Annotated in this window: 19 protein-coding genes and 2 pseudogenes; 10 read left to right on the top strand and 11 right to left on the bottom strand. The window is 34.6% G+C overall.

Features of this window, described 5'->3' with window-relative positions:
• Window positions 1–122 precede the first annotated feature (122 nt).
• The 5 genes from AC1RRQ_RS04385 (at window position 123) to AC1RRQ_RS04365 (ending at window position 5,287) form a co-directional block, all read left to right on the top strand.
• A complete protein-coding gene (locus AC1RRQ_RS04385; protein WP_493021779.1) occupies window positions 123–1,112 on the top strand; it encodes a hypothetical protein in 990 nt (329 codons plus the stop codon).
• A 30-nt stretch (window positions 1,113–1,142) separates the two neighbouring features.
• A complete protein-coding gene (locus AC1RRQ_RS04380) occupies window positions 1,143–1,355 on the top strand; it encodes a hypothetical protein (protein WP_071636493.1) in 213 nt (70 codons plus the stop codon).
• 249 nt (window positions 1,356–1,604) lie between these two features.
• A complete protein-coding gene (locus tag AC1RRQ_RS04375; RefSeq protein ID WP_493021777.1) occupies window positions 1,605–3,137 on the top strand; it encodes a SulP family inorganic anion transporter in 1,533 nt (510 codons plus the stop codon).
• Between the two features lie 309 nt (window positions 3,138–3,446).
• Window positions 3,447–4,355 (top strand): helix-turn-helix domain-containing protein, encoded by a 909-nt coding sequence (locus AC1RRQ_RS04370; RefSeq protein WP_493021775.1) that lies wholly within the window; start codon window positions 3,447–3,449, stop codon window positions 4,353–4,355.
• A gap of 92 nt (window positions 4,356–4,447) precedes the next feature.
• Window positions 4,448–5,287: an oxidoreductase gene (locus AC1RRQ_RS04365; RefSeq protein WP_493021774.1), complete on the top strand. Its 840-nt coding sequence runs from the start codon at window positions 4,448–4,450 to the stop codon at window positions 5,285–5,287.
• A gap of 165 nt (window positions 5,288–5,452) precedes the next feature.
• On the opposite strand, the gene AC1RRQ_RS04360 is transcribed toward AC1RRQ_RS04365, so the two are convergent.
• The 11 genes and pseudogenes from AC1RRQ_RS04360 to miaB form a co-directional block, all read right to left on the bottom strand.
• Window positions 5,453–6,655, bottom strand: coding sequence for an alkaline phosphatase family protein (locus AC1RRQ_RS04360; protein ID WP_493021772.1), 1,203 nt, complete (start codon window positions 6,653–6,655; stop codon window positions 5,453–5,455).
• Window positions 6,656–6,891: 236 nt separating this feature from the next.
• Window positions 6,892–8,523: a chaperonin GroEL gene (groL, locus tag AC1RRQ_RS04355; protein ID WP_493021770.1), complete on the bottom strand. Its 1,632-nt coding sequence runs from the start codon at window positions 8,521–8,523 to the stop codon at window positions 6,892–6,894.
• A 42-nt stretch (window positions 8,524–8,565) separates the two neighbouring features.
• The gene (locus tag AC1RRQ_RS04350) at window positions 8,566–8,922 is read right to left on the bottom strand and encodes a four helix bundle protein (RefSeq protein WP_493021768.1); all 357 of its coding nucleotides are present in this window, start codon (window positions 8,920–8,922) and stop codon (window positions 8,566–8,568) included.
• Between the two features lie 81 nt (window positions 8,923–9,003).
• On the bottom strand, window positions 9,004–9,279 hold the full coding sequence (locus tag AC1RRQ_RS04345) for a co-chaperone GroES (protein ID WP_012023920.1): 276 nt from the start codon (window positions 9,277–9,279) through the stop codon (window positions 9,004–9,006).
• 146 nt (window positions 9,280–9,425) lie between these two features.
• Complete coding sequence (gene secG / locus AC1RRQ_RS04340) at window positions 9,426–9,767, bottom strand: preprotein translocase subunit SecG (RefSeq protein WP_493021766.1); 342 nt, start codon at window positions 9,765–9,767, stop codon at window positions 9,426–9,428.
• Window positions 9,768–9,771: 4 nt separating this feature from the next.
• Window positions 9,772–10,287: pseudogene (locus AC1RRQ_RS04335) on the bottom strand (tetratricopeptide repeat protein); the annotation flags it as partial.
• Between the two features lie 1,044 nt (window positions 10,288–11,331).
• Window positions 11,332–11,481, bottom strand: a pseudogene (locus tag AC1RRQ_RS04330) (DUF8458 domain-containing protein); the annotation flags it as partial.
• Between the two features lie 144 nt (window positions 11,482–11,625).
• Window positions 11,626–12,135, bottom strand: coding sequence for an LptE family protein (locus tag AC1RRQ_RS04325; RefSeq protein WP_493021764.1), 510 nt, complete (start codon window positions 12,133–12,135; stop codon window positions 11,626–11,628).
• Window positions 12,136–12,234: 99 nt separating this feature from the next.
• On the bottom strand, window positions 12,235–13,491 hold the full coding sequence (locus AC1RRQ_RS04320) for a sigma-54 interaction domain-containing protein (protein ID WP_493021762.1): 1,257 nt from the start codon (window positions 13,489–13,491) through the stop codon (window positions 12,235–12,237).
• 125 nt (window positions 13,492–13,616) lie between these two features.
• Entirely contained in the window at window positions 13,617–13,988 is a 372-nt protein-coding gene (locus AC1RRQ_RS04315; protein WP_493021760.1) for a GxxExxY protein, read from the bottom strand.
• Between the two features lie 86 nt (window positions 13,989–14,074).
• Window positions 14,075–15,520 carry a tRNA (N6-isopentenyl adenosine(37)-C2)-methylthiotransferase MiaB gene (miaB, locus tag AC1RRQ_RS04310; protein ID WP_493021758.1) on the bottom strand — a complete coding sequence of 482 codons (1,446 nt, stop codon included), beginning with the start codon at window positions 15,518–15,520 and terminating at the stop codon, window positions 14,075–14,077.
• 334 nt (window positions 15,521–15,854) lie between these two features.
• Here miaB and topA point away from each other — a divergent pair, with 334 nt between their 5' ends.
• The 5 genes from topA (at window position 15,855) to porM (ending at window position 23,501) form a co-directional block, all read left to right on the top strand.
• Window positions 15,855–18,371, top strand: coding sequence for a type I DNA topoisomerase (topA, locus tag AC1RRQ_RS04305; RefSeq protein ID WP_493021756.1), 2,517 nt, complete (start codon window positions 15,855–15,857; stop codon window positions 18,369–18,371).
• Between the two features lie 3 nt (window positions 18,372–18,374).
• Window positions 18,375–19,526: a formimidoylglutamase gene (locus AC1RRQ_RS04300; RefSeq protein WP_493021753.1), complete on the top strand. Its 1,152-nt coding sequence runs from the start codon at window positions 18,375–18,377 to the stop codon at window positions 19,524–19,526.
• A 263-nt stretch (window positions 19,527–19,789) separates the two neighbouring features.
• Window positions 19,790–21,193, top strand: coding sequence for a T9SS ring complex lipoprotein PorK/GldK (porK, locus tag AC1RRQ_RS04295; RefSeq protein WP_493021751.1), 1,404 nt, complete (start codon window positions 19,790–19,792; stop codon window positions 21,191–21,193).
• A 69-nt stretch (window positions 21,194–21,262) separates the two neighbouring features.
• The gene (gene porL / locus AC1RRQ_RS04290; RefSeq protein ID WP_493021749.1) at window positions 21,263–21,910 is read left to right on the top strand and encodes a type IX secretion system motor protein PorL/GldL; all 648 of its coding nucleotides are present in this window, start codon (window positions 21,263–21,265) and stop codon (window positions 21,908–21,910) included.
• Between the two features lie 49 nt (window positions 21,911–21,959).
• Entirely contained in the window at window positions 21,960–23,501 is a 1,542-nt protein-coding gene (gene porM, locus AC1RRQ_RS04285) for a type IX secretion system motor protein PorM/GldM (RefSeq protein WP_493021747.1), read from the top strand.
• Window positions 23,502–23,514: the final 13 nt, after the last annotated feature.

The following is a 23,514-nucleotide window of genomic DNA, read 5'->3' as shown; positions in this document are numbered from 1 at the left end:
AAACGCCATTCGTATAAATGATACGCCACTGGTATAAATATCCTATTATAATAGAAGCTTCTCGATTACTTTTGACCAGAATTTCAAGTATCATCCAAAACAAATTTTATACATTCCAGTTTATGAAATCAAGAATTATTTCGGTCTTAATTGTTTTTACTTCTTTGCATACAATGGCGCAGGAAAAAGAACCAGGCATCAAAACTTTTGGTAAAGCCATCGTGGATAAATTCCCAACAACACGAACTTTTGATGTGCAATATGAACAGTTAGGGCCTTCAAATTACAATTCTGATTTGTTTGGAGATAAATTTGAGAGAGGTAGATTCGAAAGCCACAATCGTTTTAAAGCTGCTTTTAATCTGCCTTTTTATACTACAAAATCAAAACGATTTGCATTGATTTCTTCCCTTCGATATAAATACGAAAGTTATGAATTTGGCGATATTTATAATTACAACAGCGCACAGACTTATTCGAGAGATCGTCAGGAATTTCATTATTGGGCAGGAGCTTTGACTGCAACTTATATGTCATCGCTGTTTAAAAAACCGATTATTTACAGCGGAACAATAAGTTTTGACGGAAACGAAGATGATTTTCAGCGTGTAAAAGGATTTGCGTCCGCAGTACTCGTACTGAAACGAACACCAAGTACAACAATTACGATTGGAGCTTTGGCATTGTTAGATCCATCCTCAATTGTTCCTGTAACGCCGCTTTTTTCTATTAATCATAAATTTAAAGATTCAAAATGGGATATGGATTTTATTTTACCACAGCGACTTTTGTTTAGAAGAGAGTTGTTAGAAAATGGAAGAATTTCGCTGGGAACTGAATTGAATTCTGAAAGTTTTTACTTAAATTTAAACTCCTCAAATTTAAATGGCGTTTACGAGCTCAATCAGCTGGAGTTAAAATCCGGGATAACCTACGAATATTGCTTTACGCCAAAATTAATTTCATTTATAAAAGCTGGTGTTAATAATGTTGTAAGTACGCGAATTACCGAAAAAGGAGAACGTACCAATCGATATGTTTACGATCAAAAAGAAGATGCACAAGGCTATTTTAGAATTGGCGTATCCTACAATCTTTTTAAGCAGAAATAATTCAGGATTTAAAAATTAAAATAAATAGTTATGGTTGTTGAGGTTTTTAAAACAAATGTTTACAAAGAATCAGACAAAAATTATGTCATAGCCGTTATTCAAACACAGTTTCCGGATTATAAAATTAATTTTGATCTCGAAGACTGCGATAAAATATTGCGTGTAGAAGGTGTTGAACCGCAGTATAATGATATTATAGATTATGTAAATTGTCTGGGCTATACCTGCATTCGTTTAGATTAACATTTTGTTAAATAAATCAGGTAAAAATACGCAGCTGTATATCTCGCTTTATAGATAGTTTTGTGCGATAATCTCATCCAAAAATAAAAACTACTCAAATGACAAGTTTCATTCTTTCGTTGTTCATTTTACTTTTAGAACAATTGTGTTAATCTAACCATTGTTTTTGCTCACGGCTTTTTAACGTGGTTTTTTCATGCTAAAAAGCTTTGTTCTGTTTTTGGGCATTATTTTCTACATTTGTGCCTTATGAAAAAAGCTTTCCAACTCTTCGATTTTACTCAAAAGGTAAATTACAAAAATGAAATTTTAGCCGGTTTAACGGTTGCTATGACGATGATTCCAGAATCGTTGTCGTTTGCTATTTTGGCTGGATTTCCGCCATTGGTTGGTTTGTACGCGGCTTTTATTGCCGGATTAGTCACGGCTATTTTTGGCGGAAGACCCGGAATGATTTCGGGCGGGGCAGGAGCAACGGTAATTGTTTTGATTGCCCTGATGAAATCGCACGGAATAGAATATGTTTTTGCGGCTGTCGCTCTGGGCGGTGTAGTGCAAATTTGTATTGGACTTTTTAAACTCGGAAAATTTATTCGGTTAGTTCCTCAGCCTGTTATGTTTGGTTTCGTAAACGGATTAGCGGTTGTTATTTTCATGTCGCAATTAGAGCAGTTTAAAACCAGGGTGAACGGTCAGGTTTCATGGCTTCAGGGAACTCCTTTAGATATCATGCTTGGTTTGGTGGCACTTACAGTTGCGATCGTACTTATTTTTCCTAAAATTACAAAAGCAGTTCCGGCATCGTTAGTAGCAATTATGGTTGTTTTTGCTTTGGTCATTATTTTTAATATCGAAACCAAAACCGTTGAAGATATTGCCTCAGTTCAAGGCGGATTTCCTCCTTTTCATATTCCAAATATTCCTGTTTCGTTTGATACTTTAAAGGTGATATTTCCGTATTCGGTTATTGTGGCAGCAGTTGGTTTAACTGAAGGTTTGCTTACGCTGAATTTAGTCGACGAAATCACCGGAACACGCGGTAACAGCAATCGCGAATGTATTGCTCAGGGAAGCTCGAATATTTTAAATGGGTTTTTCTACGGAATGGGAGGTTGTCCTATGATTGCTCAAACTCTGGTAAACCTGGGAGCGGGTTCACGTGCCAGACTTTCGGGAATTATTGCTGCTTTGACCATTTTACTGATTATACTTTTTGGAGCACCCATAATTGGAAAATTACCAATGGCCGCTTTAGTGGGCGTTATGATGATGGTGGCTATTACAACTTTTGAATGGGCAAGTTTCAGGATTATCAATAAAATGCCCAAACACGATATTTTTGTCGGTATTTTGGTGGCTTTAATTACTATTGTACTGCATAATCTGGCTTTGGCAGTTTTAATTGGCGTGATTATTTCTGCTTTGGTTTTTGCCTGGGAAAGTGCCAAAAGAATTCGTGCAAGACATTTTATTGATGATGATGGAGTGAAACATTATGAAATTTACGGGCCGTTATTCTTTGGCTCCATAACTGCTTTTTTAGAAAAATTCGATGTTCAAAACGATCCCAATCATGTAATAATTGATTTTAAAGAAAGCCGTGTTGCCGATATGTCGGCGATTGAAGCGTTGAACAATCTAACCAAAAAATACCGTCAGGAAAATAAAACAATAGAATTACAGCACCTAAGCGCAGACTGCAGGCAATTGCTTAAAAATGCCGATGCGGTAATTAACGTTAATGTTATTGAAGATCCTACTTATAAAGTAGTGTCTCGATAATTGTTAATTGTGAATTGTTAATGATAAATTCCAATTTTCTGTAGAGACGCACTGCAGTGCGTCTACATTTGCTGATCATATTACGTGTAATAAATTTTATCTCGTAAACCCAACAGGTTTTTAAAACCTGTCGGGTTTGTTTGTTTAATGTTGAGTTTGTCAGGCTGAGCGAAGTCGAAGCCCTATTACCAATTAAAAAGCCCTTCGACTCCGCTCAGGGTGACACTCAAAACACTATCTGAAATTATCTAATTTTCTAAATTGTCAAATTATCTAATTAAGAAAGATTGATTTTCGTAACTTAGCCAAATGAAACTGACAGAAACTTTAGAAGATTTTTACACTGTAAAAGTAAATGGAATGCCGGAGAATCTTAAAAAAGAAATCGGACATTTTAATGTTTTTAAATTAGACGATTTTGTGGGGAGTATCTGCAAACCATTTCCTTACACCAGAAAAGATTTTTATAAAATCAGTTTAATCATTGGTAAAAACAAGGTTCATTATGCCGATAAGATTTCGGTTATTGAAGATCAGGCTTTGTTTTTTGCAAATCCGCAGATTCCTTATAATTGGGAACAAGTTGATGAAAATCAAACGGGGTTTTTCTGCATTTTTACGGATGCTTTTTTTAGCCAATATGGAAATTTAAAAGAATATCCTTTATTTCAGCCAGGCGGAAATCCCATCGTTCCAATTTCTACAGAATTAGCCGAATCTCTAAAATCGGTTTATTTAAGAATGTTTGACGAAATTAATTCAGATTATGCTTTTAAATATGACGTACTTAGAAATTTGGTTTTCGAAATTATTCATCTTGCACTCAAAACGCAGACTGTAACTACTTCATTATATAGTAAATCGAATGCTACAATTCGGATTTCGTCTTTGTTTTTGGAATTGTTAGAACGTCAGTTTCCCATTGAATCGATAACGCAGCAAATTAATTTTCGTTCGCCTTCTGAATATGCAAATCAGTTAAATGTGCATGTGAATCATCTGAATAAAGCATTAAAAGAAACAACCGGAAAAACAACTTCGCAGATTATTTCTGAAAGAATTGTTCAGGAAGCCATGATTCTGCTAAAGCAAACCAATTGGAATATTAATGAAATTGCGTGGTGTTTAGGCTTCGAAGAATTGTCTCATTTTATCAATTTCTTTAAGAAAAATGTTCAGGTTTCGCCTAAAAACTATCGTTTGGCAGAAATTGTTTGATTTTCGTAACTTCTTGCTTGATTAGTTTAATTTTTTAGAGGTACTTCGCCAATACCTTTGTCCTGTAATTAAAACGTAAAAAATTTAAAATCATGGGAAATAACAAAGTTTGGTTTATTACAGGTGCTTCAAAAGGACTTGGATTAGAATTAGCTAAAAAATTATTAGCAGAAGGTTATAAAGTAGCGGCAACCTCAAGAAGTGAAGAGGCTTTGGTAAAAGCAATAGGAAACCCATCTGAAAATTTTCTTCCTTTAGAAATGGATTTGGTGGATGAAAAAAGCGTTAAAAATGCTATTGAAGTTGCTGTAAGTCATTTTAAAACAATTGATGTTTTAGTAAACAATGCCGGTTATGGATTGTTAGGGGCATTAGAAGAATTGACCGATGCAGAAGCAAGAAAAAATTACGAGGTAAATGTTTTCGGATTATTGAATGTAATTAGAAATACAATGCCTTATATGCGTGCAGCAAGATCTGGACATATTTTTAATATTTCTTCTGTTGGAGGATATTATGGAGAATTTCCGGGATGGGGAATTTATTGCTCTACAAAATTTGCAGTTGCTGGTTTAACAGAGTCTTTAGCAGCAGAAGTAAGATCATTTGGAGTTCATGCCACAATCGTTTATCCGGGTTATTTTAGAACGGATTTCTTAAAAGACAGTTCATTATTACTGCCTCAAAACCCAATTGCAGATTATAAAGAAGTAAGACAATCTGAAAGTGCACACAAGGAAGATATCAATCAAAATCAGCCTGGAGATCCGGTAAAATTGGCTGAAGCTTTAATAAAAGCAAGTCAAGATCAAAATCCACCATTGCATTTGTTTTTAGGAGAAGATGCTTATAATATGGCAAATCAAAAAATAGCAAGTGTTCAAAAGGAATTGGAGGGATGGAAAGCGGTTTCGGTTTCGACTGGTTTTTAATTAGATAATGTGACAATTAGATAATTAGAAAATGATATTATAAAGATTGGCGTTAATTTATTCAAATAGTAAACCCGACAGGTTTTTAAAACCTGTCGGGTTTGTTGTGTTTATATGTTTGTCAATTAATTTTCTAATTATCAAATTTTCTCATTGCCACATTCTCTAATTAGCCAGCATCGATTTTACATCGCTTAACTTCCCATCAACTTGATCAATTTGTAAGCCTAAAATATGAGCAATTAGAGGATAAACAGAAACGTTTTGAAATGTTTTAACCGTTTTGTCAACTTTAAAAGCGGGGCCTTTTGCATAAAAAATAGCATGCATATCTTTTTCGTTATTGTCATAACCGTGTGTACCGCCTTTTACATGTGTACTTTCTTTGCTGACTAAACTATATCCTTTATTGGCTTCGATAACAAAATCATGTACACGCGGATTGGTTCCGTAATGAAGTCTTTCCGGAACTTCGGTTGATTTCCAGAATTTGATATGCGGTACTTTTTTTAAAGCTTTTGCAATAGAATCTTGATAACCGGCTTTTGCCTGAATGCTCATAATAGGGTTAATTACGTCTTTATACCCCAGCCATTCCGGTTTTAGGTAATCCAGAACAGCGACTTTTTTATCATTGCTGATATCTGCCATTCCGTGATCTGAAACGATAATTAAATTGATTTTTTTTCCAATTGCTAACTGGTCTAATTTTTTAGACAATTGCCCCATTATAGAATCCATTTTGATTACCATTTTTTTGTTTTCAGGAGAAAGCGGACCAAAATTATGTCCGGTATGATCTGGTTCGTCAAAGTATAAAGTCACTAAATGCGGACGTTGTTTTTCTGGGAGCTGCAGCCATTTTAAAACAGTATCGATTCTGGCTCCGTATGGAATTTTATTGTCGTAATTTTTAAAATAGCTTGGATTTCTTTTATCAATATCAGAACCCGGCCAAAAGAAAGAAGCTGCTTTTACGCCTTGTTGCTCGGCTACATTCCAAATTGGATTTCCGCCATAAAAACGCGAATCATTTTTTGCTTTAGAGGATAATGAAAACGATTCGTTTAGTGATGCATCATAAAAAACATTATTAATAATTCCGTGATGATCCGGATAAAGACCAGTTACAATAGAATAATGATTTGGGAAAGTTTTGCTTGGATAAGAAGGTTTCATAGACTTGGCATGAGTACCTTCTTTTGCAATTTGTTTTAAGTTTGGAAGATTAAATTGTTTTGCATAATCCCAGCGAAATCCATCCATAGAAACTAAAACTACGTAAGAGTCTTTATTATTTTGGGCTTGTAAAAAGAATGAAAGTGAAAGAAAAACTAAAGATAGGAGTGAATTAAAATGCTTTTTCATTTTTTATATTATTATGATGCAGCAAAGGTATTGATAACAGATTTTTTAAAGAAAAAGAGAATGTTAAATAAAAGGGTTGCCACGAATCGCACGAATTTCCACGAATTACTTTGCACATAAATATTGCCACACATTAAAAGATTTCCACAGATTATAATCTTTTTAATCCTTTAATCTGTGGCAAAAAAAACGCCGGATATAAATCCAGCGTTTTTAGGTTTTAAGAAGAGAATGAATTACATCATTCCTGGCATTCCGCCTCCCATTGGCATTCCGCCTCCGGCATTTTCTTCTTTAATATCAATTAATGCACATTCTGTAGTTAAGATCATTCCAGAAACCGAAGCAGCATTTTCAAGAGCTACACGAGTTACTTTTTTAGGATCGATAATTCCAGCTGAAAGCATATCTACATATTCGTCAGTTTTTGCATTGTATCCAAAATCACCTGAACCTTCAGAAACTTTAGCTACAACAACAGAACCTTCAAGACCTGCATTTTCAACAATTGTTCTTAAAGGAGATTCAACTGCGCGAGATACAATCTGGATTCCAGTTGCTTCGTCAGCGTTGTCCGCTTTAAGTGCTGCTAAAGCTGCTTTTGCTCTTAATAAAGCAACACCGCCTCCGGCAACAATTCCTTCTTCTACAGCAGCACGAGTTGCGTGTAATGCATCATCAACTCTGTCTTTTTTCTCTTTCATTTCAACTTCAGAAGCTGCACCAACATAAAGAACTGCAACACCTCCGGCTAATTTAGCTAAACGCTCTTGTAATTTTTCTCTATCATAATCAGATGTTGTAGTTTCCATCTGACCTTTAATTTGGTTTACACGGTTTTTGATGATATCTGCTTCACCAGCACCGCTTACGATAGTTGTATTGTCTTTATCGATAGAAACTCTTTTTGCGTTTCCTAACATATCGATAGTTGTGTTTTCAAGTGTATATCCTCTTTCTTCAGAGATTACAGTTCCTCCAGTTAAGATTGCGATATCTTCTAACATTGCTTTTCTTCTGTCTCCAAAGCCAGGTGCTTTTACAGCAGCGATTTTTAATGCTCCACGTAGTTTGTTTACTACTAATGTAGATAATGCTTCTCCGTCAACATCTTCAGCAATAATCAATAATGGCTTTCCTGATTGTGCAACTGGCTCTAAAACTGGCAATAATTCTTTTAGAGAAGAAACTTTTTTGTCGTATAATAAGATGTATGGAGAGTCTAATTCAACTTCCATTTTCTCAGGGTTTGTTACGAAGTAAGGAGAAAGGTATCCTCTGTCAAACTGCATTCCTTCAACAACATCAACGAAAGTATCAGTTCCTTTAGCTTCTTCAACAGTAATAACACCTTCTTTACCCACTTTTGCAAAAGCAGTAGCGATTAATTCACCAATAACTTCGTCGTTATTTGCAGAGATAGAAGCAATTTGTTTGATTTTGTCAGAATCGCTTCCAACAACTTTAGCTTGTTTTGCTAAATCGGCAACAATAGCTTCAACAGCTTTATCGATACCACGTTTTAAATCCATTGGGTTTGCACCTGCAGCAACGTTTTTAAGACCTTCTTTTACGATAGCCTGAGCTAAAACTGTAGCAGTTGTAGTTCCGTCACCCGCTAAATCATTGGTTTTAGAAGCAACTTCTTTTACCATTTGCGCGCCCATATTTTCTAATGGGTCTTTTAATTCGATTTCTTTTGCAACCGAAACACCATCTTTAGTAACTGTTGGTCCGCCAAATGATTTTCCGATGATTACGTTACGACCTTTTGGTCCTAGAGTTACTTTTACAGCATTTGCTAATGCATCAACACCACGTTTTAATCCGTCACGTGCTTCAATATCAAATTTTATATCTTTTGCCATTTTTTATTTGCTTTAGGCAGTAGGCTTTAAGCTTTATGCTTTCTACTGCTGAATTAATTTTTGTTTTAATTTGTAAATTTTGCTTTTTATACTATTAATTTTTTCTATTTGATTTTCAGCAATTTCATTATTTAGATATTGCAGATCTTTAGCTAAAATTAAAAGATATTCTGCTTCATTTGCAGAACCTAAAGCTATGTTGAGAAATTGATTGAATTCTTTGTCGCTGTTTCTTCCACATCCTTCGCTAATATTTGTAGGAATTGAAGAAGAAGCTCTTCTTATTTGACTTGTTAATCCATAAAGTTCTTCTTTTGGAAAAAGAGAAGTTATTTTATAGATTTCTAAAGTAAAAGAATGACTAAGCGCCCAAATATCATATTTTTTGAAATCTCTCATTTTTGTTTTTGCTTTAAGCTTTAGGCAATATGCTTTAAGCTTCTAAAAGCTTACAGCCTATCGCTTATAGCCTACAGCTATTTAGATTATCGCCAAGATATCATCCTCACGCATGATCAAATAATCAGTGCCTTCCAGTTTTAATTCTGTTCCTGCATATTTACCATAAAGTACGGTGTCGCCAACTTTTACGGTCATGGTGTGATCTTTAGATCCGTTTCCTACTGCCACTACAGTTCCTTTTTGTGGTTTCTCTTTGGCAGTATCTGGAATAAAAATCCCTGAAGCAGTTTTGGTTTCAGCAGCAACAGGCTCAATAAGTACGCGATCTGAAAGCGGTTTAATGTTTAAGGCCATGATTTTATATTTTATATTATTATAAGTTATACGTTTTTTATGTTCTATTGGATTTCAGAAATTATGCCATGCTCTATAAACTGACATTTTTTCTTAAAAAAAATGCCAGCTTTGACAGGCTGGCATTTTAATTTATATCAAAATTATTATTTTGCTGCAGGTGCTGCCGGAGCAGGAGTTTGTTGCGCTGGTGCAGCTGGTGTAGTTGCAGCAGGAGCTGTGCCTTTTTCAATGATTTTAGATCCAGTATCTCCTAAAGCTCCAGTGAAGCTTAAGCTAGAAAGTAAGATTAAAGCAATCAAAATAGTAGCTAGTGTCCAGGTACTTTTATCTAAAAAGTCAGTTGTTTTTTGTACACCACCTAACATTTGAGTTCCGCTGATAGTAGAAGATAATCCTCCTCCTTTAGGGTTTTGTACCATAATCACTACGATCAATAGAAAGCAAACTATTGTGATTAAAACTAAGAAAATTGAAAATGTGCTCATTGTATTAATTGTTATTGTTATTTTGTTGTAAAATCTTTATATCCGAAATACGGTCTGCAAAGAAACTAATTTTTTCTGGATATTTCAAAATTAATATTTCATATGCTTGTATGGCCTTTGTATATTTCTTTTGTTCCAGATATACACGGGCTAAAGTCTCTGTCATTAGGTATGAATTCTCCTCTTCATTGATGTTAAACTGCACCGGAGGATTTGACATTGTAGGCTTAATTGGAGAGATTTTAGGATTTGTTTCTATAAATCTGTCAATTATTTCTGCCTTTTTCTTCTTTTCTTCTTCGGCATCTATTACTTCAATTGCTTCAATTGTTTTTTTTTCAACAATTTCCAGTTCTTTCGGTTCTTCAGGTTCTTTTTCTAATTCCTCTTCAACCTCTTTTAATTCTTCTTTTGGAGCTTCGGTACTGCGGTCAATAGGTTCTGCTCTTGCTAATTGAAGCCATTCTTGGAAAGAATGTTTTTCACTAACAGAAAAATCGATTGGTTTTCCTATTTCTAAATTCTCCTGAGCTTCTTTTACACTTTCTGGAGTTTCAACTTCAGGAACTTCAGCATCGGGAGTTTCAATTTGAAGAAGTTCAACTTCTGGAGTTTCAATTTCCAATTGTTCTTCCACGGCAACAGGTTCTTCAGTAGTTTTTTCTTCTTCAAAAGTAACTGTTGAAGCTTCTTTAATAGAAACTAAAATAGATTCTTCGATTGGGTCAACGTGTACTTCTGGAATTTCATCATCTACTACTTCATCAAAAAAAGTTATTCTGACAATAGGCTGACTAATAACAGGATCGGCAGATTTCTCTTCAACTTCTGTTACTTCTTTAAATGTATTTAGAATTTCTTCTTCGCTAGGCGTTACAACTGACTCGTTTATAATGGGTTCAACTGTTTCTTCTTTTATATCTGCTGTTGTAACTTCTTCAAAAGTGCTCAGAATTTCTTCTTCAATTATAGGCTCTGTTATTTCAACTTCGTCTACCTTTTTAAAAGTATTTAATATTTCTTCCTCACTTGGAGTTATAATAGTTTCTTCAATAACAGGTTCTTCTTCTTTTTCTTCAACTTTTGTTACTTCCTGAAAAGAATTGAATATTTCTTCTTCATTAAGAATACCAATTGGCTGTTCGTTAACTGCTTCTTCTGTTACTGCCTCAACTTCGGTTACTTCTTTAAAAGTATCCAAAATTTCTTCTTCGCTAAGAATTACAATAGGTTCCTCATTTACAGGTTCTATTGTGCTTTCTTCTTCTGTTTTTATTGGTTCTGCAAAAGTGTTTTCTTCTGTTTTTTCTTCTTCTTTAACAGGAGCTTCAAAAACAACAGTTGTAGCTTCTTTAATTGATTTTAGAATAGATTGCTCAATTGGATCAATTCGAACTTCTGGAGTTTTGTTTACTTCTTCAAAAGAAACCACTTCGCTGTCAAAAACTTTTATTTCTAAAAGATCTTTTAGTTTTTGATCGTAATATTCGCTCTGAATAGAGGTAAAAGATTCAGAAGTAATAAAATCAAACAAAACCGAACGATCTGCAGTATGTGCTGCAGTTACTTTTAAGGCATAATTATACTTAAAGCTGTTTTGATCGTAAAGTCCTTTTAGTCGAAGCGCTCTTGCACTTTGAAAATATGGAAATTCATTCAAAACACTTCCTAATGCTTCCGCCTGCTTTTCTGTAATAGCATCGGGTTTGTTCATTAAGTAGGTATAATCAGTAACGTTCATTGTTTGTTGTTTAATCGTTTAGTTGTTTATTTGTTTAATCGTTTATTTGTTTAACTGGTTTGTGTTTGTCATTATATCGATTTAACGAATAGACGATTTAACAGTTAAACAAAAAAACTACCATTTAGCTAATGATTCATTAAAAATATCCTGAGTGATTCTTTCAAAAATAGTTTTTACGGCTTCATTTAAAACAGATCCGGTTGGTAGTGCACCTCCTGGGAAATCATAATAAAACTCAAACGGTTTTTCGAAATCATCAGCTTCTTTCTTTTTGTTGGTGAACCTAACATTAACCCGAATCGTTAAACGGTTTTGAGCTGCCGGACGTTCTGGATCTGCAGTTGCAGTCATAGGAGTGGTTCTAAAATCAACAATTTCTCCTTCATAAACTAATTCTCCTCCCGTACTTACTAGGTTTAAGTTCGTTTGATTCATGATTAAATCCTGCAAAGCCAATGTAAAATCCCTGTCAATTCCAGGTTCAATTAAATCAGCATTATTATGGAAAAAGTTAACCTGAAAAGTTTTAGCATCTACTGGTGCTGCACCTGTAAAGTTGTAGGCTCCGCAGCCGCTAAAAGTTGTTGCAACTAATACTATTAAAAGATATTTTAAGTGTTTCATTTTGTTTTATAAGAATTGCTTCGTCAGTTTGCTGACACGAGGGTCAAAGATATTCATTTCGTTTAAAACATTTTTGTGTCTTAACATCTTTGTAGCAAATTACAAATCGAATTGTTTAATTTTTCGGTATAATGTTCTTTCAGAAATGCCTAATTCATCTGCCGCAGCTTTTCGTTTTCCTTTGTTTTTTTCTAATGATTTTTTGATCATTTCGATTTCTTTCTGCTCTAAACGTAAAACTTCCTCTTCCTCGATCGTTTCGGCAAACAAATAGTTGTCTTCGGGCATCTGATAGTTTTCTTCGCGAACTGTTGGGGTCATAACAGCAGTTCTTGGTTCTTCTTCAAAATCAATTTCACTGTCGTTTTCCTGCGAACCGTATATTTTCTGAATTAAATTTGGATTTATATCCTGCACTTTTGAAGTGCCGTTTTTCATTAATTCCAGAGTTAGTTTTTTCAGATCGTTCAGGTCGCTTTTCATATCAAAAAGGACTTTGTATAAAATGTCTCTTTCGGTACTGAAATCACTTTCTTTCTTTTTGTCGTTTATTACCGAAGGCAGATTGCTTCCTTCTGTTGGCAAATAAGAAGATAGAGTAGCAGCTGAAATATCACGATTGGTTTCTAAAACCGAAATTTGTTCGGCCACATTTCGAAGCTGACGAATGTTTCCATTCCATCTAAATTTTTGAAGAAGATGTACTGCATCGTCGTCTAATTTTAATGGTGGCATTTTGTATTTATGAGCAAAATCGGCAACAAATTTTCTAAACAATAAATGGATGTCTTCATTTCGCTCACGCAAAGGAGGTAATGTGATCTCGACTGTCGTTAAACGATAATACAAATCTTCACGAAATTTTCCTTTTTCGATCGCATTGAACAAATTCACATTGGTAGCGGCTACAATACGTACGTTGGTTTTTTGAACCTGAGACGAACCTACTTTTATAAATTCTCCGTTTTCCAGAACACGAAGTAATCTAACTTGGGTTGTAAGAGGTAATTCACCAACTTCATCAAGAAAAATAGTACCGCCGTCGGCTACTTCAAAATAACCTTCACGAGTGCTTGTTGCTCCTGTAAAGGCCCCTTTTTCGTGTCCGAAAAGTTCACTGTCAATAGTTCCTTCTGGAATGGCTCCGCAGTTTACTGCAATATATTTACCATGCTTTCTGTGTGAAAGCGAATGAATAATTCTTGGAATGTTTTCTTTACCAACACCACTTTCCCCAGTTACCATAACCGAAATATCAGTTGGAGCAACCTGAATGGCTTTTTCAATGGCACGATTTAATTTTGGGTCATTACCAATAATTTCAAATCGTTGTTTTATTGCTTGAACTGTTTCCATTTATATATTTGTTTCAAGTTTTTGTTTGTTTCAGGTTTCAGGTTATACCTAGAACTTAAAACTTTGGCTTGTATTTTTTTCTTTTGCCACGAATTTCACGAATTCCACGAATTTTTAAAATTGGGTTAATGAATAACTCTTTTGTGCTGTAACGACTTTTTATTAAAGTTAACAATAATTCCTAAATCGCTATCTGCCAGTCTTAAATAATTTATTGTTTGAGCAGTATACTCATCGATAATTTCTTTTGATGCTTTTACTTCTAAAATGATTTCATCGTAAACTACAAAATCGGCATAAAATTTATGTGCAAGAACAATGTCTTTGTATTGAATGTCATATTTCTTTTCACGCTCAAAAGGAATATTATGTTTTTTAAATTCGTATTCCAATGCATCTTTATAAACAATTTCAAGGAGTCCTCCGCCAAGGATTCTATGAATTTCCATGCAAATACCTACAATTTTAAAATATTCTTCTTTTCTATATAATTCCATATTTTGTTTTTAAGACAAATTTATAGAATCATAATTTATTTGAAAGAAAATTCGTGCAAATTAGTGTAATTCGTGGCAAACAAATTTTAATTCATTTCAGAATACCCAACTGCTTCTCCTTTTAATGTTCCGGAAGTACAGCTTGTGATTTTTACGTTTACGAAATCACCAATTTTATAATTCTCTTTTGGAAAAACTACTGTAATACTTTGAGAGTTTCTTCCTGAGAATTCTTCTTTTGATTTTTTAGAAACTTTCTCTACTAAAACTTCTACAACTTGCCCAACAAATTCTTCGCTTCTAAACCAAGCATGTTTTTGCTGTAAGTCTACAATTTCCTGTAATCTTCTGGCTTTGGTTTCTTCTTCAACATCGTCTTTCATTTTTCTTCCGGCTAAAGTTCCAGGACGTTCAGAATACGAATACATATAACCAAAATTATATTTTACATATTCCATTAAGCTCATTGTATCTTGATGATCTTGTTCAGTTTCTGTTGGGAAACCTGCAATCATATCCTGTGAAATAGAAGCATCTGGAACAATCGCTTTAATTTTATCAATCAAAGCCATATATTCTTCACGCGTGTGCAGACGATTCATTTCTTTTAAAATTCTATTACTTCCAGATTGAACCGGTAAGTGAATGTGTTTACAGATATTTGGATATTTAGCAATAACATGTAAAATGCTTTCGTGCATATCCTGTGGATTAGAAGTCGAAAATCTGATACGCATTTTTGGGAAACCAACCGCAACCATTTCTAATAATTGATCAAAATCGACTGCAGTGGCTTTTTGCATTTCAGAAGCATTTACGAAATCTTTTTTTAAACCGCCTCCGTACCAAAGGTAACTGTCAACGTTTTGTCCTAAAAGTGTGATTTCCTTAAATCCTTTGTTCCACAAATCCTGAATTTCATTCATGATACTTTGTGGTTCACGGCTGCGCTCACGTCCGCGAGTAAAAGGCACAACGCAAAATGTACACATATTATCGCATCCACGGGTGATAGAAACCAAAGCGGTGATTCCGTTGCTCATTAAACGAACAGGCGAAATGTCTCCGTAAGTTTCTTCTTTTGATAAAATTACATTGATGGCATCGCGGCCTTCTTCAACTTCTGCTAATAAATTAGGCAGATCTTTGTAAGCATCAGGTCCAACAACAAGGTCAACTATTTTTTCTTCTTCCAAAAATTGACTTTTTAAACGTTCGGCCATACAGCCTAAAACGCCTACTTTCATTTTTGGATTGGTACGCTTAACGGCATTATATTTCTCCAGACGTTTACGAATAGTTTGTTCTGCTTTATCACGAATAGAGCAGGTATTTACCAAAACTAAATCGGCTTCTTCTAAAACCGATGTTGTATTATAACCACCGTTAGATAAAATGGATGCTACGACTTCACTATCCGAAAAATTCATCGCACAACCATAACTTTCTATAAAAAGCTTCTTCGTGTTTTCGGGTTTATTTTCTAAAACAAGACTTTCACCTTGTTTACTTTCTTCAATAATCTTTTCCATTGTAAAATTTCAAAGTGCAAAGATAGCGTAAATACGGTCAATATGACAAGATGGCAGAAGATAAATTTTAAGATTGTAGATTTTAGATTTTTCTCTCTAACAAAAAAAGCTTATCCTCTTTTTGGTGTGTGTAATCTAAAATCTACAATCTCCAATCTAAAATAAAAGAATTTGGCGGTCTAAATCCGTTAAAAGTTATACCTATATATATAATAAAGAATATTACAGATAAATCTGCAATTTTAAGTTTCATAATATCAAAATACCTCAAAAATTCATTCGTAAGGTTAATATTTAAAAAAAATAAATACTTTTGTTGCAGAAAATAAGAGCAATGGCAAAGAATTTAGTAATAGTGGAGTCACCTGCAAAGGCGAAAACGATCGAGAAATTTCTTGGGAGTGATTTTCAGGTGGAGTCAAGTTATGGTCACATAGCCGACTTACCATCAAAGGAAATAGGAGTAGATGTAGAGAATGGTTTTAAACCTAAATATGAAGTTTCTCCGGATAAAAAGGCTTTGGTGAGTAAGCTTAAAACACTATCTAAGAATGCCGAAACGGTTTGGTTAGCAAGTGATGAGGACCGCGAGGGGGAGGCTATTTCATGGCACCTGGCGGAAGAACTGAAACTGGATACAAAAAAAACAAAACGAATTGTTTTTCATGAAATCACCAAAACGGCGATTCTTAAAGCAATCGATAATCCAAGAGAAATCGATTATAATTTAGTAAATGCACAGCAGGCACGTCGTGTTCTGGATCGTTTAGTGGGTTATGAATTGTCTCCGGTTTTATGGAGAAAAATTAAAGGCGGACTTTCTGCTGGTCGTGTACAGTCTGTTTCTGTACGTTTGATTGTAGAGAGAGAACGCGAAATCCAAAACTTTAATGCAGTTGCAAGTTATTCTATAGTTGCTGAATTTGTAAACGAAGCCGGAAAAGCTTTTAAAGCAAAACTGCCAAAGAACTTCAATACAAAAAAAGAAGCCGAAGAGTTTTTAAATAAAAACATCGGTTCTAAATATAAGGTAGCCGATTTAGAAACTAAACCTACCAAAAAATCTCCAACAGCGCCTTTTACAACTTCTACATTGCAGCAGGAAGCGGCTAGAAAATTGTATTTGCCAGTTGGAATTACAATGCAGTTAGCACAGCGTTTATACGAGGCGGGACTTATTACTTATATGAGAACCGACAGCGTTAACCTTTCGAAAGAAGCGATGAGTGCTGCTGAAGCTGAAATCATAAAATCGTACGGAAAAGAATTCTCAAAACCGAGAACTTTTGCAACAAAGAGTAAAGGGGCACAAGAAGCGCACGAAGCAATTCGTCCTACTGATATGTCGCGTCATACTGTAAATATCGATCGTGATCAGGCTCGTTTATATGATTTGATCTGGAAAAGAACTTTGGCTTCGCAAATGAGCGATGCACAGCTTGAAAGAACAAACGTAAAAATTGAAGCAGATAATCATGAGGAAATTTTTACAGCTTCGGGAGAAGTTTTACTTTTTGAAGGTTTCTTGAAAGTTTATTTAGAAGGCCACGATGATGATGAAGAAGAGCAAGAAGGAATGCTTCCTGCTTTAAAAGTAAACGAAAAACTGGCTAATAACTACATTACAGCTACAGAACGATATTCAAGACCGCCGGCACGTTATACAGAGGCTTCTTTGGTTAAAAAACTGGAGGAACTAGGAATCGGACGTCCGTCTACTTATGCGCCGACTATTTCGACTATCATCAATAGAAATTATGTTGAAAAAGGAACTCTTGAAGGTCAGGAACGTAATTATACACAGCTTACTTTGCAAAACAGTAAAGTAGGAGAGAAGCTTTTAAAAGAAAACACAGGTTCTGACAAAGGAAAATTGGTTCCAACAGATATTGGAACTATCGTAACAGATTTCCTTGTTAAGAACTTCGGAAATATTTTAGATTACAATTTTACTGCAAAAGTAGAACAGGATTTTGATGAAATTGCCGAAGGAAATATTGACTGGGCAATTATGATGCAGGAATTCTACAATAAATTTCACCCAAATGTAAAAGAGGTTGAGGCCAATGCTGAACGCGAAAGCGGTGAAAGAATTTTAGGAAAAGATGCTGACGGAAGACAAGTTTCTGTTCGTTTAGGAAAATTTGGACCAATGGCTCAAATTGGAGAAGCAGACGATGAAGATAAAAAGTTTGCCAGCTTAATGGCAGATCAAAATATTGGAAATATCACGCTTGAAGAAGCTTTGAATTTATTTTTGCTTCCTAAAAATTTAGGAGATTATAAAGGAGAAGAAGTAGAGGTAAGTAATGGTCGTTATGGACCTTACGTACGTCACGGAAGTGTGTTTATTTCGTTGCCTCGAGGAGAAGATCCTTTAGGAGTTACAAAAGAAAGAGCTCAGGAACTAATTGACGAAAAAGCACTTGCCGATGCGCCAATTGCGGTTTACAAAGGAGAAGCTGTTCAAAAAGGTGTGGGACGTTTTGGTCCATTCATCAAATGGAATGGTCTTTTTGTTAATGTAAGCAAAAAATACAATTTTGATAATTTATCTCAGGCAGATGTAGAGGAATTAATTGAAGATAAATTACAGAAAAATATAGATAAAGTTCTTCACAATTGGGAAGAAGAAGGTATTTTGGTTGAAAAAGCGCGTTGGGGACGCTCAGTTATCACTAAAGGCAAAATCAAAATTGAATTAAGTAAAGATGTTGATGCAACAAAATTAACATTGGACGAAGTTCAGGAAATGATTGCTAAGAAGACACCAGCGAAAAAAGCACCGGCAAAAAAAGCCGCAACAACCAAGAAAGCACCGGCTAAAAAACCAGCTGCAAAAAAGAAATAAAAAATGGAATTTGATTTTTTAGAGCCTTTACATGATGGAATTTTAAAATTCATCGGTTCATTATCTTCACAAGAACTGGGGAGCAAAATTGTTTTGCATACTCAGGATCAATTTCCTGATATTAGTAAAATTAATATTGCTATTGTTGGAGTTTTAGAAGACCGTCGTAACGCTGGCTCGATCCATGAAGTTAATCTTACTTCTATTCGAAAAAAGCTTTACAGTATGTTTCCAGGTAACTGGGATGCATCAATTGCAGACTTAGGAGATATTCTCGCAGGAGATTCTGTAGAGGATACTTATTTTGCAGTTAAAAAAGTTACATCTACCTTAATTAAGAATAAAGTCATTCCTATAGTCCTGGGAGGTTCCCAGGATTTAACTTATGCTTTGTATCGTGCTTACGACGATTTAGAGCAAATGGTTAACATGGTTGCTGTAGATAATAAATTTGATTTTGGTAAAGAAAATGAATCTGTTTCGGCTAATTCATACTTAACTCAAATCATTATAAACGAGCCTAATAACTTGTTTAATTATTGTAATATTGGATATCAGACTTATTACAATTCTCAGGAAGAGATTGATTTAATCGAGAAATTGTTTTTTGATGCTTACCGTTTAGGTGAGATTTCAAATAACATTGCTTTGGCAGAACCTGTTTTTAGGGATGCCGATTTAGTAAGTATCGATTTGAATTCAGTAAAATCTTCAGCTTCAGCTAATATGGTTTCTTTTGAGCCAAATGGTTTTAACGGAAAAGAGATTTGTTCTCTGGCAAGATATGCTGGAATTAGTGATAAAGTTTCTTCTTTTGGAGTGTTTAATCACAATAGCACAGTGTCGGAAGCGCCTATGGTTGCTCAGATTGTATGGTATTTTATAGAAGGGTATCACTATCGTTCAAAAGAATATCCATTTGGAAGCAGAACTAATTATTTAAAATATATTGTGCCTCTTGAAGAAGAAGAACTTGTTTTTTACAAAAGTGACAAAACAGAGCGCTGGTGGATAGAAATTCCGTTTGAAACAAATGGTCACAATAAATTAAAAAGAAATACGTTATTACCGTGTTCTTATGACGAATATTTGAGCGCATGTAACCAAGAATTGCCAGAAAGATGGTGGAAAGCACAGCGAAAAAACGCTTTGTAAAGAGAAATTTCGAAAGAAATCTTATTTTTTTTAATTATTATAAAAATAAGTTAAATAATTTAGTAAGATAATGTTTATATAATATAAAATTTAACGTTTTACGTCGGTTTTTTTAATCAGTTTATCGATGAAATATTTTTTTTTTATTTTATTTAACATTATTTTTGAACGGTAAAATAAATTTCGCAAGTAGTATTGTTTTTTAGATAAATAATAAATACGTTTACGGACTTTTAATAATGAATAGATAATCCCAAATTTATATGAAGAAGTTTATTGCATTTGCAGCAATGTTAACACTAGTAATCGGCTGTGGTAAGTCAGGTGACAAAGGTGAATTAGTTGGTGTTACAGGAGGGAAATGGCATCCCGAGAAGCCTTATGGAATGACATTAGTTCCGGGTGGATCTTTTATTATGGGTAAATCAGACGCTGATTTAGCTAACGTGGAAGATGCTCCAACTAAATCAGTAACGGTACGTTCATTTTATATGGACGAAACTGAGATCACGAATAGTGAGTACCGTCAATTTGTAGAATGGGTAAAAGATTCTACAATGAGAGTTCGTCTTGCTATTTTAGCTGATGAAACTGGTCAAAAAAGCACAGGTGGAAAAGGTGCTAAAGGTGGAAGCATCGCAGATTATGCATTTAATGATTCTGAGCCAGATAAAATGACGGCTTACGATAAATATATGTATGACAACTACTATAGCGTAGGAACAAAAGATGATCCGTATGCTGGTAGAAAATTAAACAAAAAAGTTAAGTTAATTAGAGATACAAAAGCTTATCCAGATGAGTATTATGCTGAGGTAATGGATTCTATGTATTTACCAATTGAAGAATCATACAATGGTTTAAGAACAATTGATGTAAATAAATTGAAATTCCGTTATTCTTGGATGGATATTCAGGCAGCTGCAAAAGCTAAAGTTGGAAAAAGAAAAGACTTCGTTAAAACTGAACAAGTTAGTGTTTACCCTGATACTACTGTTTGGATTAAAGATTTCGCATATTCATATAATGAGCCAATGCACAACGATTATTTCTGGCATAAAGCTTATGGAGATTATCCAGTAGTAGGTGTAACTTGGAAACAAGCTAAAGCATTCTGTGCCTGGAGAACTTTAAACAAAAACAGCTACATTAAATCTAAGAAAAAAGGACGTGATTTAGTTAACTCTTTCAGGCTTCCAACTGAAGCTGAATGGGAGTATGCTGCAAGAGGCGGTCTGGAATCTGCAACTTACCCTTGGGGAGGACCTTATACTAAGAGTGACAGAGGTTGTTTCTTAGCTAACTTCAAACCAAACAGAGGAGATTATGCTGCTGATGAGGCTTTGTATACTGTTGAAGCTAAATCATACGATCCAAATGGATACGGATTATACAACATGGCAGGAAACGTTTCTGAGTGGACAGATTCAGCTTATAATCCAAATGCATACGAATATGTTTCTACAATGAACCCTAACGTAATTGATGGAAACAACCAAAGAAAAGTTGTTCGTGGAGGATCTTGGAAAGACGTTGCTTACTTCCTACAGGTAAGTACTCGTGATCACGAATATGCTGATTCTGCTAGAAGTTATATTGGTTTCAGAACTGTACAAGATTACATGGGAACTCAAGTAACCGGAGGAACTAAAAAAAGTAAATTATAATTATTTAAATCCAAATTTTTTAAAAACCAAATCGAATCTATTTTAAATTAAAACCTAAAAAAAAGTATTATGGCATTATTAAGTAAAAAAGTGATGAATTTCGCTTATGGTATGGGAGCGGCAGTAGTAATTATTGGAGCATTATTCAAAATTACTCACTTTGAAATTGGACCATTGACAGGAACTGTTATGTTATCAATCGGATTGGTAACTGAAGCATTAATCTTCGCTCTTTCTGCTTTCGAACCAGTTGAAGACGAATTAGACTGGACTCTTGTTTACCCTGAATTAGCTAACGGACAAGCTAGAACTAAAGCTGCTAAAGCAGAAACTCCATCTGATGCTCAAGGATTGTTGTCTCAAAAATTAGATGCAATGTTGAAAGAAGCTAAAGTTGATGGTGAGTTAATGTCAAGCTTAGGAAACAGCATCAAAAATTTCGAAGGAGCTGCAAAAGCAATTTCTCCTACAGTTGATTCTATCGCTGGACAAAAGAAATATGCTGAAGAAATGTCTTTAGCTGCTGCACAAATGGAATCATTAAACAGCTTATATAAAGTACAATTAGAAAGTGCTTCAAGAAATGCACAAGCAAACAGTGAAATTGCTGAAAACGCTTCTAAATTAAAAGAACAAATGGCATCTATGACTGCAAACATTGCTTCATTAAACAGTGTTTATGGTGGTATGCTTTCTGCAATGAGTAACAAAGGATAATTAGTTTTTGACTATATATTAAATATTAATAAGAACTAATTAGAAAAAAATGGCAGGAGGAAAATTAACCCCTAGACAGAAGATGATTAACCTGATGTATCTGGTTTTCATCGCAATGTTAGCAATGAACGTATCAAAAGAAGTTATTTCTGCTTTTGGTTTGATGAACGAAAAATTTGAAGGTGCAAATACAAGTTCAACAGAAACAAATGCAAGTTTATTAACCTCTTTAGATCAAAAAGCTGCTGAAGCAAAAGGAGAATTTGCTATTGCTGCAGTTACAGCTCACAAAGTTGAAGCAATCTCTAAAGACTTTTACGATTATATCGGATCTTTAAAAACTCAAGCCGTTAAAGGATTTGAAGTTGATAAAGAAACTGGAAAAATGCCATACGAGTCTATGGATAGAGGTGATAACATTGACGACTGGTTTACAGGAGACGGTTACACTAAAAAAGGAAACGAAATTATCGCTAAAATCGAGAAATATAAATCAGATATTAAAGCTGCTTTAGGTACAGATAAAAAATATGCTGGTATTATTTCTGAGGTTGAGAAAAAATTTGATGTTTCTGACGTAAAAAACAAAGAAGGTATTAAAGAAAAATACTTAGCATACCACTTCAAAGGTTTTCCTGCAATTGCATCAGCTGCTAAACTTTCAGCTTGGCAGAATGACGTTAAGAAAACAGAAGCTGACGTTTATAACAGTGCTTTAGGAAAAGCTGCAGTTGCTGCTGCTTCTTACAGCAACTACCAAGCAATTGTTGTTTTAGATAAAAATGCTTACTTCCAAGGAGAAAAAGTTACTGGTAAAGTAGTTTTAGGTCGTTATGACGAAAATACAAAACCAACTTCATTCCAAGGTCCTGGACAAATCGTAAACGGACAAGCTGTTATCTCTTTAACTGCTGGAGGTGTTGGAGAACAAGATATTAACGGACAATTTACTTTCCTAGAAGACGGAAAAAATATTCCTTTAAAATTTAAAGGTACTTATGTAGTTGTTCCAAAACCAAATTCAGCTACTATCTCTGCTGATAAAATGAATGTTGTTTATAGAGGAGTTGTTAACCCAATCTCTGTATCATTCGCTGGTGTAGATGCTAACAAAATTGTGGCAAGTGCACCTGGATTATCATCAGCTGGTAAACCTGGAAAATATAACATGAGCCCAGGTCAAGGTACTGAGGCTACAATTTCTGTAACTGGTACATTACCAAACGGAGATAAAGTTACAGATAAGAAATCATTCAGAATTAAAGGTATTCCTGGTCCAACAGGTACAATTAGAGGAGAAATGGGAGTTGTTAAAGGTCCTAAATCTAACTTAGAAATTGCTACTATTGGAGCTAAATTACTTGATTTTGATTTTGAAGTTGGTTTAGATGTTGTAGGATTTAATATGAAAATCGCTGGACAGCCTACAGTTGTTGTTAGTGGTAATAAATTGAATGCTCAATGTAAATCAGTTCTTTCTAGAGCTGGTAAAGGAGACCAGGTTACTATTTCTGAAATCAAAACTAAACTTGTTGGAGCTGGTAGTTATTTATTACCAAGAACTGCTCCGGTAATTTACGAAATACAATAATAAAGTAGTTTAG

The organism is Flavobacterium sp. GW821-FHT12A05, from assembly GCF_058807735.1.
Note: the sequence above shows the minus strand (reverse complement) of the source record. Positions and strands in the feature narration are given on the sequence as shown.

Coding starts and splice junctions, on each gene's coding strand:
- AC1RRQ_RS04385 (WP_493021779.1), top strand. CDS start 123: ATGAAATCAAGAATTATTTCGGTCTTAATTGTTTTTACTTCTTTGCAT.
- AC1RRQ_RS04380 (WP_071636493.1), top strand. CDS start 1,143: ATGGTTGTTGAGGTTTTTAAAACAAATGTTTACAAAGAATCAGACAAA.
- AC1RRQ_RS04375 (WP_493021777.1), top strand. CDS start 1,605: ATGAAAAAAGCTTTCCAACTCTTCGATTTTACTCAAAAGGTAAATTAC.
- AC1RRQ_RS04370 (WP_493021775.1), top strand. CDS start 3,447: ATGAAACTGACAGAAACTTTAGAAGATTTTTACACTGTAAAAGTAAAT.
- AC1RRQ_RS04365 (WP_493021774.1), top strand. CDS start 4,448: ATGGGAAATAACAAAGTTTGGTTTATTACAGGTGCTTCAAAAGGACTT.
- AC1RRQ_RS04360 (WP_493021772.1), bottom strand. CDS start 6,655: ATGAAAAAGCATTTTAATTCACTCCTATCTTTAGTTTTTCTTTCACTT.
- groL (WP_493021770.1), bottom strand. CDS start 8,523: ATGGCAAAAGATATAAAATTTGATATTGAAGCACGTGACGGATTAAAA.
- AC1RRQ_RS04350 (WP_493021768.1), bottom strand. CDS start 8,922: ATGAGAGATTTCAAAAAATATGATATTTGGGCGCTTAGTCATTCTTTT.
- AC1RRQ_RS04345 (WP_012023920.1), bottom strand. CDS start 9,279: ATGGCCTTAAACATTAAACCGCTTTCAGATCGCGTACTTATTGAGCCT.
- secG (WP_493021766.1), bottom strand. CDS start 9,767: ATGAGCACATTTTCAATTTTCTTAGTTTTAATCACAATAGTTTGCTTT.
- AC1RRQ_RS04325 (WP_493021764.1), bottom strand. CDS start 12,135: ATGAAACACTTAAAATATCTTTTAATAGTATTAGTTGCAACAACTTTT.
- AC1RRQ_RS04320 (WP_493021762.1), bottom strand. CDS start 13,491: ATGGAAACAGTTCAAGCAATAAAACAACGATTTGAAATTATTGGTAAT.
- AC1RRQ_RS04315 (WP_493021760.1), bottom strand. CDS start 13,988: ATGGAATTATATAGAAAAGAAGAATATTTTAAAATTGTAGGTATTTGC.
- miaB (WP_493021758.1), bottom strand. CDS start 15,520: ATGGAAAAGATTATTGAAGAAAGTAAACAAGGTGAAAGTCTTGTTTTA.
- topA (WP_493021756.1), top strand. CDS start 15,855: ATGGCAAAGAATTTAGTAATAGTGGAGTCACCTGCAAAGGCGAAAACG.
- AC1RRQ_RS04300 (WP_493021753.1), top strand. CDS start 18,375: ATGGAATTTGATTTTTTAGAGCCTTTACATGATGGAATTTTAAAATTC.
- porK (WP_493021751.1), top strand. CDS start 19,790: ATGAAGAAGTTTATTGCATTTGCAGCAATGTTAACACTAGTAATCGGC.
- porL (WP_493021749.1), top strand. CDS start 21,263: ATGGCATTATTAAGTAAAAAAGTGATGAATTTCGCTTATGGTATGGGA.
- porM (WP_493021747.1), top strand. CDS start 21,960: ATGGCAGGAGGAAAATTAACCCCTAGACAGAAGATGATTAACCTGATG.